At 60.9% G+C, this 12,089-nt stretch carries 13 protein-coding genes; 5 read left to right on the top strand and 8 right to left on the bottom strand.

All coding sequences use genetic code 11. From position 1 onward, the window contains the following. The first annotated feature begins 80 nt into the window (after positions 1-80). The gene (locus HKK54_RS03325; RefSeq protein WP_003214151.1) at positions 81-455 is read left to right on the top strand and encodes a tetratricopeptide repeat protein; all 375 of its coding nucleotides are present in this window, start codon (positions 81-83) and stop codon (positions 453-455) included. A 226-nt stretch (positions 456-681) separates the two neighbouring features. Next, positions 682-1,041 (top strand): PilZ domain-containing protein, encoded by a 360-nt coding sequence (locus HKK54_RS03320; protein WP_169386144.1) that lies wholly within the window; start codon positions 682-684, stop codon positions 1,039-1,041. Between the two features lie 40 nt (positions 1,042-1,081). On the opposite strand, the gene HKK54_RS03315 is transcribed toward HKK54_RS03320, so the two are convergent. The 6 genes from HKK54_RS03315 to HKK54_RS03290 are packed head-to-tail and all read right to left on the bottom strand — an operon-like array spanning position 1,082 to position 7,737. Further along, on the bottom strand, positions 1,082-2,413 hold the full coding sequence (locus HKK54_RS03315; protein WP_169386143.1) for a DUF58 domain-containing protein: 1,332 nt from the start codon (positions 2,411-2,413) through the stop codon (positions 1,082-1,084). Positions 2,414-2,420: 7 nt separating this feature from the next. Next, positions 2,421-3,401 carry an AAA family ATPase gene (locus HKK54_RS03310; protein WP_169386142.1) on the bottom strand — a complete coding sequence of 327 codons (981 nt, stop codon included), beginning with the start codon at positions 3,399-3,401 and terminating at the stop codon, positions 2,421-2,423. After that, a complete protein-coding gene (locus HKK54_RS03305) occupies positions 3,398-4,555 on the bottom strand; it encodes a DUF4350 domain-containing protein (RefSeq protein ID WP_169386141.1) in 1,158 nt (385 codons plus the stop codon). Before HKK54_RS03305 ends, HKK54_RS03310 begins: the two co-directional genes overlap by 4 nt. Further along, on the bottom strand, positions 4,552-6,081 hold the full coding sequence (locus HKK54_RS03300; protein WP_169386140.1) for a DUF4129 domain-containing protein: 1,530 nt from the start codon (positions 6,079-6,081) through the stop codon (positions 4,552-4,554). Before HKK54_RS03300 ends, HKK54_RS03305 begins: the two co-directional genes overlap by 4 nt. Then, positions 6,068-7,048 (bottom strand): stage II sporulation protein M, encoded by a 981-nt coding sequence (locus HKK54_RS03295; protein ID WP_169386139.1) that lies wholly within the window; start codon positions 7,046-7,048, stop codon positions 6,068-6,070. The genes HKK54_RS03300 and HKK54_RS03295 overlap by 14 nt, the downstream gene beginning before the upstream one ends. Continuing rightward, positions 7,045-7,737 (bottom strand): RDD family protein, encoded by a 693-nt coding sequence (locus tag HKK54_RS03290; protein ID WP_169386138.1) that lies wholly within the window; start codon positions 7,735-7,737, stop codon positions 7,045-7,047. Before HKK54_RS03290 ends, HKK54_RS03295 begins: the two co-directional genes overlap by 4 nt. Positions 7,738-7,929: 192 nt before the next feature. On the opposite strand from HKK54_RS03290, the gene sbcB reads away from it, so the two are divergent. Next, the gene (gene sbcB / locus HKK54_RS03285; RefSeq protein ID WP_169386137.1) at positions 7,930-9,357 is read left to right on the top strand and encodes an exodeoxyribonuclease I; all 1,428 of its coding nucleotides are present in this window, start codon (positions 7,930-7,932) and stop codon (positions 9,355-9,357) included. A 90-nt stretch (positions 9,358-9,447) separates the two neighbouring features. Here sbcB and mvaT read toward each other — a convergent pair whose 3' ends face one another. Beyond that, on the bottom strand, positions 9,448-9,822 hold the full coding sequence (gene mvaT / locus HKK54_RS03280; protein WP_005790963.1) for a histone-like nucleoid-structuring protein MvaT: 375 nt from the start codon (positions 9,820-9,822) through the stop codon (positions 9,448-9,450). 351 nt (positions 9,823-10,173) lie between these two features. Between mvaT and purU the strand changes: the two genes are divergently transcribed. Then, positions 10,174-11,022 (top strand): formyltetrahydrofolate deformylase, encoded by an 849-nt coding sequence (purU, locus tag HKK54_RS03275; protein WP_010169973.1) that lies wholly within the window; start codon positions 10,174-10,176, stop codon positions 11,020-11,022. Between the two features lie 86 nt (positions 11,023-11,108). Continuing rightward, positions 11,109-11,309, top strand: coding sequence for a hypothetical protein (locus tag HKK54_RS03270; RefSeq protein ID WP_010169972.1), 201 nt, complete (start codon positions 11,109-11,111; stop codon positions 11,307-11,309). Between the two features lie 10 nt (positions 11,310-11,319). On the opposite strand, the gene HKK54_RS33905 is transcribed toward HKK54_RS03270, so the two are convergent. Then, positions 11,320-12,084 (bottom strand): methyl-accepting chemotaxis protein, encoded by a 765-nt coding sequence (locus tag HKK54_RS33905; protein ID WP_442962328.1) that lies wholly within the window; start codon positions 12,082-12,084, stop codon positions 11,320-11,322. Positions 12,085-12,089: the final 5 nt, after the last annotated feature.

Here is a 12,089-nt window from a genome sequence, read left to right as displayed (position 1 = left end):
CACTCTGCATGAACAGATGAACAACCTTGAAGATTTTCGATGAAGGGTCGATACACTGCACAAGACAGGAGAACCCCCCCATGCGAATCGTGATCATTGCTGCCCTGGCCGTCAGTGTTGTCGGCTGCACCCGTTGGTCGATGGACCATCATTTGAACAATGCGTACCGCGCTTACGGCGTAGGCGATTGCCAGCGGGTCACCCTTGAGTTGTCCCAGGTCGACCGTGAAAGCCGTTCCCGGCGCTACGTGCAACCGGAGGTCTCGATGCTGCGCGGGCAGTGCCTGGAGCGCGAGAAACTGTTCGTCGATGCGGCGCAAACCTATCAGTTCATCATCAGCCAGTACCCGGCGAGCGAGTACGCATTCCGCGCGCGTGCCCGTTTGGATACCCTGCAACAACTGGGGCATTACCCCGGCGCGAGCGTTGCCCAGCCGCGTCCGGCGTCATTGTGATGATATTTGTCATGCTATAGCTGGCTCGTTGCCAGTCTTGGGCTAATCTTTAAATGTCGGTTTGTATAGGTTTCTATTCGAACGGATGGAATGCCCGGATTTGGCGGCTGTAAAGTGACAAGGCACTGGCTGTTGTCGCACCGATATCCGGGGAGAGCGGGCCTGTCGGGCTCGTTCCGAATCACTGGAGCGGCCAAATTCATGGCCATTGGATGGCGACCTCATCATGTTTACTCACCGGCGGATCGAGCGGCATCAGTTACCCTGCTTCCTGCAAGTGTTCAATCGCCTGACGGACAAGCCCATTGGCTATCTGGGCAATGTGTCCGAGCAGGGGCTGATGTTGATCAGCCAATTGCCCATGATGATCGACGTGGAATTCGAACTGCGCTTGAAGATTCCCGGCCCCGAGGGCGAGGTGCATGCGGTAGACCTCACGGCTACCTGCCTGTGGTGCCATGAGGATATCAACCCTCAGCATTACGACTCCGGGTTCAGTGTGTCCCGGGCGCCTGCCGAATATGGCGAGGTGATCACCGCACTGTTGAATTACTTCAGCTTTGATCCCTTGCAGGCTTCTGCCTAGGTTCTGTCGGCGCGCTGCTCTCTGGGCGGCGCGCCAGTCCTTATAACGCTCCGGCTTTTTTCCAGCCCAGGTAGCGGGTCACCAAAGCGGCTCCCAATTCCGAAGGCAGCGCGTCCAGGACCGACAGGCCGTGGGCGGTCAGGCGGTCGTGGAGTTCGTCCCGGGTATTGAGATAGTCGATGTTGCCGCAATAGGCCAGGGCTTCGGGCAGGGTTTGCACGGGGGCCTGGCGCAACTGGTCAAGGACCTCCTCCCGCAGGCTGGCGACCAGCACCCGGTGCTGGCGGCTGACGCGTTTGACGGCGGCCAGCAACTCTTCATCATCCTCATCCCGCAGATTGGTCACGATGATCACCAGCGAGCGGCGTTTCTGCCGGGCCAGCAGTTGGCTGGCGGCCGCCTGGTAATCGGCCGTACGCCGTGAAGTGTCGAGGTCATACACGGTATTCAGCAACAGGTTGAGCTGACCACTGCCCTTGACCGGGGCGAGGTAGCGCGGCTGGTCGCTGGCAAACGTGCAAAGCCCTACGGCATCCCCCTGGCGCAAGGCGACATAACTGAGTAACAGGCAGGCGTTGAGGGCGTGGTCGAAGTGCGACAGTTCGGCGTCCTGGCTGCGCATGCGCCGGCCACAATCGAGCATGAACATGATTTGCTGGTCGCGCTCATCCTGGTACTCCCGGGCGATCGGCGTGCGTTGCCGGGCGGTGGCTTTCCAGTCGATCTGGCGCAGGCTGTCGCCCTCGCGAAACTCGCGCAGTTGATGAAACTCCAGGCCCAGCCCGCGTCGTTGCCGCTGGCGTACGCCAAGCTGGTTGAGCCAGTTGTCCACCGCCAGCAACTGAGCCCCGTACAGGCGCGCGAAGTCCGGGTAGACGCGGGTGGCATCGCTGACATCTATCAAGCGCCGTGCCGACCACAGCCCCAATGGGCTGGGAAGATGGATTTCACACCGGGTAAAACTGAAATGCCCGCGCCGCAGTGGCCGCAGGCGATAACCCAATTCACTCTGCTCACCGGGTCGCAGTTCGATGGACTGTGGCAGGTTCTCCACCGCCAAGCCGTCAGGCACATGATCGAATACACGGGCTACCAGCGGCTGTCGATAATCGTGTTCCAGTGTCACCCGCACATCTCCCCAGCGACCCAAAGCGAGGCTGCCGGGCATCTGCCGTCGTACGCGCGGGGAGGGCCGGCGGCGCAAGCGGCTGGCGTCCAGCAAGGCCAGCAGCAACAGGGCGAGCAGCAAGCCCCAGGTTACTGAGTGCAGGGTGCCGGGTACCTTGAACTGCAGCGCCACCAACGCGCCGAGCACGATGCCCAGGCCCAGCAGCACACTGAGCCAGATCAATAGCAGGCGGGCCGGTCTCATGGGCGTGTCATTGCCGTGGCGCCGGGACTTGGTCCAGCAGTTGCCTGAGCACCTGGTCGACTTCCAACCCGTCGATATCCAGCTCCGGCGCGATCCGCACGCGGTGGCGCAACACCGCCAGGGCGCAGCCCTTGATGTCGTCCGGGGTCACGAACTCGCCACCGCGCAGCAAGGCCCGGGCCCGAGCGCCACGCACCAGGGCGATGGAGGCCCGGGGGCCGGCGCCGATGGTCAGGCCTGGCCAACTGCGGGTGGTGCGGGCCAGGCGTACGGCGTAGTCGAGTACCTGCTCATCCAGCGGCAGTTCGCTGGCAATCTGTTGCAACAGCAGCACGTCTTCAGCGTGCAGCACCGTGCGCAGCGGTTGGACATCGAGCATGTCGGCCCGGGACGAGCGGGTGACTTCGCGCACCATGTCCAGTTCCTGCTGCGCCTCGGGGTAGTCCATGCGCACCTTGAGCATGAAACGATCCAGCTCGGCTTCGGGCAACGGGTAAGTGCCTTCCTGCTCGATGGGGTTCTGGGTGGCCAGCACCATGAACGGCTGGCCGATGGGCAGCGCCTCGCCTTCGAGGGTCACCTGGCGTTCCTGCATGGCTTCCAGCAGTGCCGCCTGGGTTTTTGCCGGGGCGCGGTTGATCTCGTCGGCCAATAGCAGGTTGGTAAACAGCGGCCCCTTGCGCAGCTTGAACTGTTCGGTATGCAGGTCGTACACGGCATGGCCGGTCACGTCGCTGGGCATCAGGTCCGGTGTGAACTGGATGCGCGCGAACTCGCCACCAAAGCAACGAGCCAGGGCCCGTACCAGCAAGGTCTTGCCCAGCCCGGGCACCCCCTCAAGCAGGACATGGCCGCCTGCGATCAACGCAGTGAGCACGTCATCGATTACCGGGTCCTGGCCGATGACTGCCTTGCGCAATTCCACGCGCAAGGCCTGGGCCAGTTGGCTGGCGCGCTGAATAGGGTCAGCGGCTGGAAATTCGCTCATAGGGCATTCCTGAGGGTTTGCAGGCAGGCCACCTGGCGGCTGAAGTCGGCGCTGGAAAGCCGTTTCGCCGGGAGTGGGCCGAGGGCCTGGCTGATGATGAGGACGGGTTGGCGGGTCAGGCGTTCAAGGACCTGCAATTGTTCGGCGGTGTCGAGGTGTTCGAACCCGGGATGACGGCGCCGGGCTGTGCGCTGGATGTCGCGCTGCAAGGCAAGTAACAGGCTGTTTTGCCCACTGCGTCGCAGCAGGAAGTCGGCACTGGCTTTCAAGTGTTCCTGCAGTTGCCGGCGTGCCTTGGGTGCCGGTGGCCGGATCGGGCCCTGGCGCATGCCGGCGTGCCATAACCCCAGGGCGATCAGTGCGGCAAGTGCCACCAGGGCCTGGGGGAAGTAGCGCAGCAACAGGCTGAACAGATCCTCGACGTCGGTGTTGAACAGCAGCGTAACCTGAGTGCCCTGGCTCAGGTACCAGAGCAGCCAGGCGTTATCGTGTTTGCCAATGGCCGGGCTTTTCCACAGGTCGCTGTCGGTGACCACGGTGACGCGGCCTTGCCCGAGGTTGACCTGCATCAGGTGCGTCGACCGGGCGCTGTTGGCCGAGAATTGCGCCAGGTGCCTGGGATCGGTGAGGTTGAAGTCGGTGTCGAAGCTGAAATAGGCCGGCGCCGTTTCGTTATCCACATAGAGTTTGGTCAGGTCCGGCGCTTTCTTTTTACGCGCGGGCGCTGGAGCGTCGAATTCTTCACTGAAGGATTGATGTATCTGCACGCGATCCAGCAGCAGGTCACCACTTTTGCCGGTGTCCTCATCCCACAACGCTTCGGCTACCAGTAGAAGGTGGCCGCCAGCCCGGGTCCATTGCAGGAGTTGATCCACCTGCGGCGGGCTCATGTTGCTGCGCTCGCCCAGCAACAACAGGCTGTTGCCTTCGGGCGAAAGGCTGGCCAGCCGCTCCAGGCTGTTGGTCTGCTCCACCACCAGGCCTTGCTGGCGCAGAAAGTGTTCCGCCGCGAGGTAGGGGTTGGCGAGGGCTTCAGGCGAAGGGCCGCGATCGACCACCTCCTGGTAGGGAATCGCCTTATGCCAGGCATAAAAGCCGCCTGCGGCCAACAGACATGCAACAAGCAGCCCCACCCACAGCAATGGCCGGTTCATTGCGCCGCTCCGGAGCCGAACAGGGCTCGCCAGTTGCTGCACAGCTGTTGTTGCGCCAGTGCGGGCGGCAGGCGGTGGCCATAGGCAAGGTTTTGCCAGTAGCGGGTCAGCTCATCACTGAATGCCAGCAACTGCGGTTGTTGCAGTTGGCGGATACGCTCCAGGACCTGACCTTCGGTGTCGGCGCTTTTCAGCGGCAGGTTGAAGTCGTGCAGCAGGCGGCTGAGCAAGCCACGGTAAAGCAAACCGAGGGCTTCCCGGGGCTGGGTTGCCCAGAGCTGTTCGGCGGTGCCGGCGATGTCTTCCGGCAGCGTGTCGGCCCCCAGTTCGAGGCCGAACAGTTGTGGGGGAGCTGGGTTGGCAGCCTTGGGCTTGTGCGGTCTGCGTCGGCTGACAAACGCATGCAGCCAGTCGCGATAACGCCAGATCACCAGGGCCAGCCCACCCACAAGCAATCCCCAGAGCAGTACCTCAAGCCCTTTCGCGATGTGCTTGAACGAATCGCTGTTGAGGTTTTTCAGGAATGCTTCCAGCCAGGCCGGCAGCTTGGCGTCACCTGCCGCTTTGTTTTTGTCTGTGGCTTTATCTTCGCCGAAGCGATAGCGGGTGACGGTTTCCGGGTTTTTGAACGGTGGCTGCTCCAGCAGCGCCTTGATCGACTGATTGGCCGATTGCGTACTCAGGGGCTTTTGGGGAACCGGCTCATCCGCCCACACCGGTGGCGCCGTCGGGACCAGCATCAGCCCGATCATCAGCAGCAGGACCGGTGCCACACCACTCAGGCGCTGGCGCAATCGGCGGAACACCAGTTCCAGGTCCCAGGCTTCCAGTACGGTGCGGCGGTTCAGGTACAGGCTGAAGCCACAGGCGACATAGATGGGTTCCCAGAGCACCAGGATCAGGACATAGAAGGCATTGGTCAGGTGTTCCAGCCACCGCCAGTCGTGTCCCGCAGTGAGCACCAGCTGTTGCCAATCCCAGTCCCGCTCGACCTGTTGCGGCAGGAAGAAATAGAACGCGGCCATCAACCCGAACCACAGGGCGATTTCCAGGTGCACCCCGATCAGGGTCAACCAGCGGGCGGCCCCCGCGTTGCGTTGTTGCAGCACTCCAAGACGTTGTTGGCGCGCCTGGCCGTGCAGGCCTTCGAGCTGGACTACCGGCATCTCGAAGCTACGGCTCAGGCTGAAGCGCCGCCAGGTCAGGCTGGCCAGCATTTGGCTCTTGAGCAGGCGCGGCCATTGGCGCAGAGCCTGCTTCAGGCTGGGTGTTTCGCCGAACAGGGCCTTGGACAGGATATACAGTGGCAGGCGGTCGAAGGCGGGTTTCAACCACCAGAACAGCAACAGCGCGGTGGAGGGGTGGTTCCACAGCAGCACGCTGAACAGGGCGAAGACCGGCAAGGTCACGATGGCCCAACTGCTCATCAGCAGCAGTCGGTGTTCGCGGGCCAGCAGGATGCCGAGGTCCATGGCTTCCCACGAGGTACGCGGGCGGATCACGACGCTGGCGTCACTCAGGCGCATGGCGATTCCGTCCGGCAAACAGCAGGTAGGCAGCCATCAGCAACCACAGCGCGGCGCCCACCAGGTACTTGATCCACGGTGCCACGGCAGTGGTGGAGGACCAATACGCTTCGATAAACGCGGCGATCAGCAGGAACACCATCACCCCACAAATCATTTGCACGCTTTTGCGCGCAGCCAGTCGCAGGGATTCGCCTCTTGTCAGTTGCCCCGGTGCAATCAATGCCCAGCCCATTTGCAGGCCTGCTGCGCCGGCCAGGGCAATGGCGCTGAGTTCGAAGGCGCCATGGCCAATCACAAACGACCAGAAGGTCTGGCCATAGCCGATTTGTGTCAGGTGCCCGGCAACGGCACCGATTATCAGGCCGTTGAAGAACAGGAAAAATACGCTGCCCAGGCCGAACAGCAGCCCGGCTGCAAAGGTCTGGAAGGCGATACCGATGTTGTGCATGACGTAGTAGCCGAACATCATCCAGTCTTCGCTTGAGGCGCGTTCGGCTGCCCGGCCCAACCGGCTGGCATCGGGATCGTACATGCCCTGCATCTCGGCCACTTGTTGCGGGCTGACGATGCTGTAGATCAGGTCCGGAAACAGGTACACCAGCAAGGCGATGCCGATCAGGCTGCCAAAGAACAGCAGGCTGGCGGCCAGCACAAATGGCCATTGCGCGCGAACCAGCCTGGGGAAGTCGGCCAGCAGGAAGCCCAGCACGTTTGCTCCCAGTTGGCTGCGATGTCGATACAACTGTTGATGGCCACGCAAGGCCAGTTGCTGCAGCGGGTCAACCAGGTAGCTGCTGTAGCCGCGCTCCTGTGCCAGGGCCAGGTGCTGGCACAGCTGCCGGTATTGATGAGGGAAGTCGGCGAAATCAGCGTGCCTGGCTTGACCTTTTTCGAGCTGTGTCAGCTGTGTGGCAAAGGCTTGCCATCGTGGCTGGTGGCGGCTTTCGAAGAGACTCTGCTTCATGCTGGCCCCAACAATCCGCGGGCCACGCCATTGAGTTCCGCTACGGCGCGGGCAGGGGAGACTTGCAGGGGCGTGGCAAGGATCGCAGCCAGTTCATTGACCCGCTCGGCGGACAGTTCGCCCTGGCGTTCGGCGAAGCTGAGAATGGCTCGTTGCTCGCTCAGTTCAAGGGCGAATGGCAGGCGCAGTGCCGGGGCTTGCGGTACTTGCGGACGGGAAAGCGTTTGTTCGCGGTAGATCACCAGGGTCCCTGCTGCGAGGTCGCCCAGGCGCTTGAAGTGGGGGTGTTGCAGGCAACTGATGGCGCCGAGGAAATAGCCGAAGGGCAGCATGTCGACAAAGCGCAGCAGGTTGCGGACCAGCGAGGCGGACCAGCCGATGGGCGTACCATCGTCCTGTACCACCCGCAGGCCCATGATCTGCTTGCCGGGCGAGCAGCCCTGGTTGAGCACTTCGAACAGCACCATGTACCACCAACTGACGAGGAACAGCAGCAGCGAACCCAGGCCAATGCCCAGGTTGCCGAGAAAGGCCAGCGCGATGAACAGGATGCCGAGAATCAGGCCGCGCAACCCCAGGTCGAAGGCAAAGGCCAGCGAGCGTACCAGCAGCCCGGCGGGGCGCAGGGGCAGGTCGACGCCCTCCGGGGTCTCGATCTGGTAGCGGGTATCCAGTGGCGCAGGTGGCATCGCGGTCCTTGGCAGTGCAGCGCTGGCGCCTGGGCGGCGGCGGCGGCGGGGTTGGAAACACGGATGCTAGCAGTGTCGACGGTGGAAGCAACCACTCAACGATTTACTGAATGTTTGTACAGTGAACACAGCGCTGGCCCCCGGTACCTTCAAGCGCCTAGACTTTGGCGGTCTTCAGCACAGGAATAGCCCGTGACCACCATTTTCTGGTACGACTATGAAACCACCGGCATCAACCCGCGTACCGACCGCCCGCTGCAGGTAGCCGGCATTCGCACCGACCTTGAGCTCAACGAGGTCGGGCCGCCCGTCAACCTCTACTGCCAGCCCAGCGACGATATCCTGCCGCACCCGGCGGCGTGCGCGATTACCGGCATCACCCCCGGCGTGCTGGCGGAGAAGGGCCTGGCCGAAGCCGACTTCATGACCCGGGTGCACGCTGAACTGGCGGCGCCCGGCACCTGCGGGGCCGGCTATAACACCTTGCGTTTTGACGATGAGATGACGCGCTACAGTTTGTACCGCAACTTTTTTGATCCTTATGCCCGGGAATGGCAAGGCGGTAACAGCCGCTGGGACCTGATCGACGTGGTACGCACCGCCTACGCGCTGCGCCCGGACGGGATCGTCTGGCCGGAACAGGACGGGCGCGTCACCCTCAAGCTTGAGCGATTGACCGCCGCCAATGGCATCGATCACGGGCAGGCCCACGATGCCTTGTCCGATGTGCGTGCCACCATCGCCCTGGCCCGGTTGGTCCGCGAGAAGCAGCCCAAGCTTTACGACTGGTTGTTTAAATTGCGCAGCAAGCAGCAGGTCATGGACCAGGTGCGCTTGTTGCAGCCGATGGTGCACATTTCCGGTCGTTTTTCTGCCGAGCGTCATTACCTGGGCGTGGTGCTGCCGTTGGCCTGGCATCCACGCAATCGCAATGCGTTGATCGTCTGCGACCTGGGGCTTGATCCCCAGGGGTTGCTGGACGAGGACGCCGATACCTTGCGCAAGCGTCTGTATACCCGCCGTGACGACCTTGCCGAAGGTCAGTTGCCGGTGCCGCTCAAGTTGCTGCACATCAATCGCTGCCCGGTGGTTGCGCCGTTAAGTGTGCTTCGGGCGCAAGACCGTGAGCGTCTGCAACTGGATATGGATGAGTACGCTGCCCGTGCCCTGCGGCTAAGCGACGCACAAGAACTATGGCGCGATAAATTAGCGGCGATTTATGCCGAGGAAGATTTTGCGTCGAGCGCCGATCCGGAGCAGCAGCTATACGATGGTTTTATCGGTGATCGGGATCGACGTTTATGTGAACAAGTGAGAGTCGCCGAGCCTGAGCAACTAGCACGCCAGCAATGGCCGTTCGATGATGAACGTTTGCCTGAATTATTATTTCGCTATCGCGCCCGTAACTTCCCCGAAACCTTGAATAGTGAGGAGCAACAACGCTGGAGAGTTTTCTGTCAGCAACGTTTGTCAGACCCGCAATGGGGCGCTCCAAACACCCTTGAGGATTTTAAACAGGCGCGTCTTGAGTTGGCTGTTAGTGCTACACCGTTTCAGCGGCAGGTGCTTGATGAGTGGCAGGAATATGTTGACTCTTTAGCGACTCGAATGAGCCTGTAGTCGGCTCCCGGGTAAAACACGCGCAATAAAAAACGCCAGCAAGCTGGCGTTTTTTATTGCGTTGCGAATCACGCAGCGTCCTGACGAGGCTTAGCCCAGCAGGGTAGCCCAGCCTTCAACCACGTCGCCGCCCCACTTGGCTTTCCACTCTTTCAGAGTCTTGTGGTTGCCACCTTTGGTTTCAATCACTTCGCCGTTATGCGGGTTTTTGTATTGTTTAACCTTGCGCGCACGCTTGGTGCCGGTAGTTTTTACGGCGCCACGTGGAGCCTTAACTTTCGACTCTGGATCCAGCAGCGCGATGATGTCACGCAGGGATTTGGAGTATTCACCCATCAGGGTGCGCAATTTGCCTTCGAATTCCAGCTCGGTTTGCAGTTTGTCGTCTTGGGACAGGTTCTTCAAACGGGCTTGCAGCTCTTTGATAGCTTCTTCGGTGGCGCGGTATTCGTTGATCAGGGACATGGGGACTACCTTATGTAGGGCGCTGGGGTGAAAGGGGATAGTGGCCCAATAATAGTCAGACGGTTTGTCCAAGTAAACATTTAAGGCCGCATTTATGTAATTTACTTTGGATGTTTGTGGCAAAAGCGTGGAATTGAGTTAATTAGTAAGGGTTAAGCCCTAAAGATACTCTCGTTAAGTCTTGGCTTACTGCCGGAGTCCACGCGTTTGCACACATATAGTGGCTAAAACCTTACGCTATTAAGGGGCAGGGCTGACGCTCGCGATCAGAATAAGCGATGAGGAATACTGCAGTTTTTCTGCGCAATCGCTAGAATGGCGGCCTTTGCGAAGTTCTGGAGTTTCCCCCTAATGCGCACTTTTCGGCTGGTGATTGCTTGCCCGGACCGGGTTGGCATCGTTGCCAAGGTCAGTAACTTTCTGGCTTCCCACAACGGCTGGATCACCGAAGCAAGCCATCACTCGGACAATCTCAGCGGCTGGTTTTTCATGCGTCACGAAATCCGTGCCGATACGCTGCCCTTTGGCCTGGAGGCATTTCGCGAGGCATTTGCGCCGATCGCTGAAGAGTTCTCCATGACCTGGCGCATCACTGACACGGAACAGAAAAAACGCGTGGTCCTGATGGCCAGCCGTGAGTCCCACTGCCTGGCTGACTTGCTGCACCGCTGGCACAGCGACGAGCTGGACTGCGAGATCTCCTGCGTGATTTCCAATCATGACGACCTGCGCAGCATGGTCGAGTGGCACGGCATCCCGTATTACCACGTCCCGGTCAACCCGCAGGACAAGGAGCCGGCATTCAACGAGGTCTCGCGCCTGGTCAAGCAGCACGACGCGGACGTCGTGGTACTGGCGCGCTACATGCAGATCCTGCCGCCCGAACTGTGCAGTGAGTACGCTGGCAAGGTGATCAACATTCACCACAGCTTCCTGCCGTCGTTTGTGGGTGCCAAGCCGTATCACCAGGCATCCCTGCGGGGTGTGAAGCTGATCGGCGCAACGTGCCATTACGTCACCGAAGAGTTGGACGCCGGTCCGATCATCGAGCAGGACGTGGTGCGCGTCAGCCATAGCGACAGCATCGAAGACATGGTGCGTTTTGGCCGTGACGTTGAGAAGATGGTGCTGGCCCGTGGCCTGCGCTATCACCTGGAAGACCGGGTATTGGTGCACGGCAACAAGACCGTCGTGTTCTGATTGAAGCGTTTTGATTGAAGAATGAAGGGCCTGGGCGTTAAATCGCTACAGGCCCTTTTTCTTTGGCAACAGGTGAGGAGTGGAGAATGAGCGATCCATTGGATAAAGCCACGTCCAAAGCCCCCGCGACGCTGGGAGAGGGCTGTTTGAGTCGATATGACCCGGATGACCTGAGCAGTGAGGACGGCACCGAGTTTCCTGGCGCCGCCGAGTTGTGGGAACAGTTGCAGGACACATCTGATTCGCCGGAAGAAAAGGCGTCAGCCGCTGCGCAAGGCAGCAACTGAGCCTGCTGGATCAGATCCGGAAACTGCCCACCAATTGTTTCAAGCGCGCCGCCTGCTGTTCCAGGTCGGAGCAGGCCCGTAACGTTGAATGCAGGTTTTCCACGCCTTCCTGATTGAGGGTGTTGATCTCGGTGATGTCCATGTTGATCGACTCCACGACGGAGGTCTGTTCCTCGGTGGCGGTGGCGACCGACTGGTTCATGCCGTCAATTTCGCCGATGCGCAGGGTCACGCTGTTCAGGCGTTCCCCCGCGAGGTTGGCGATTTCCACGCTGTCCTGGCTGTGGCGTTGGCTTTCGCTCATGGTGCTGACCGAATCCCGGGCGCCCACCTGCAGCTCCTCGATCATCTTTTGCACCTGTTGCGCCGACTCCTGGGTGCGGTGTGCCAGGTTGCGCACTTCATCGGCCACTACCGCGAACCCGCGCCCGGCTTCCCCGGCTCGTGCGGCTTCAATCGCCGCGTTGAGGGCCAGCAGGTTGGTTTGCTGGGAAATGCTGGTGATCACCTCCAGGATTTGCCCGATGTTCACCGTCTTGCTGTTAAGCGCTTCGATATTGGTGCTGGAAGCGCTGATCATCTGTGACAGCTGGTTCATCGCCTTGATATTGCGCTCCACCACCTGCTGACCGTCTTCTGCCAGGTGCCGGGCATCGCTGGCCTGGCTGGAGGCTTGCGCGGCGTTGCGGGCGATTTCCTGGGCGGCGGCCCCCAGTTCGTTGATAGCAGCGGCGACGCTGTTGGTGCGATTGGCCTGTTCGTCGGAGTTGACCATGGAGG

Source organism: Pseudomonas sp. ADAK13, assembly GCF_012935715.1.
Classification (GTDB): Bacteria; Pseudomonadota; Gammaproteobacteria; order Pseudomonadales; family Pseudomonadaceae; genus Aquipseudomonas.
This window is presented reverse-complemented; position numbering and strand designations above follow the sequence as displayed.

Excerpts from the sequence above, each read along its gene's own strand:
- HKK54_RS03325 (WP_003214151.1), top strand. The coding sequence starts at position 81 with ATGCGAATCGTGATCATTGCTGCCCTGGCCGTCAGTGTTGTCGGCTGC.
- HKK54_RS03320 (WP_169386144.1), top strand. The coding sequence starts at position 682 with ATGTTTACTCACCGGCGGATCGAGCGGCATCAGTTACCCTGCTTCCTG.
- HKK54_RS03315 (WP_169386143.1), bottom strand. The coding sequence starts at position 2,413 with ATGAGACCGGCCCGCCTGCTATTGATCTGGCTCAGTGTGCTGCTGGGC.
- HKK54_RS03310 (WP_169386142.1), bottom strand. The coding sequence starts at position 3,401 with ATGAGCGAATTTCCAGCCGCTGACCCTATTCAGCGCGCCAGCCAACTG.
- HKK54_RS03305 (WP_169386141.1), bottom strand. The coding sequence starts at position 4,555 with ATGAACCGGCCATTGCTGTGGGTGGGGCTGCTTGTTGCATGTCTGTTG.
- HKK54_RS03300 (WP_169386140.1), bottom strand. The coding sequence starts at position 6,081 with ATGCGCCTGAGTGACGCCAGCGTCGTGATCCGCCCGCGTACCTCGTGG.
- HKK54_RS03295 (WP_169386139.1), bottom strand. The coding sequence starts at position 7,048 with ATGAAGCAGAGTCTCTTCGAAAGCCGCCACCAGCCACGATGGCAAGCC.
- HKK54_RS03290 (WP_169386138.1), bottom strand. The coding sequence starts at position 7,737 with ATGCCACCTGCGCCACTGGATACCCGCTACCAGATCGAGACCCCGGAG.
- mvaT (WP_005790963.1), bottom strand. The coding sequence starts at position 9,822 with ATGTCCCTGATCAACGAATACCGCGCCACCGAAGAAGCTATCAAAGAG.
- purU (WP_010169973.1), top strand. The coding sequence starts at position 10,174 with ATGCGCACTTTTCGGCTGGTGATTGCTTGCCCGGACCGGGTTGGCATC.
- HKK54_RS03270 (WP_010169972.1), top strand. The coding sequence starts at position 11,109 with ATGAGCGATCCATTGGATAAAGCCACGTCCAAAGCCCCCGCGACGCTG.
- HKK54_RS33905 (WP_442962328.1), bottom strand. The coding sequence starts at position 12,084 with ATGGTCAACTCCGACGAACAGGCCAATCGCACCAACAGCGTCGCCGCT.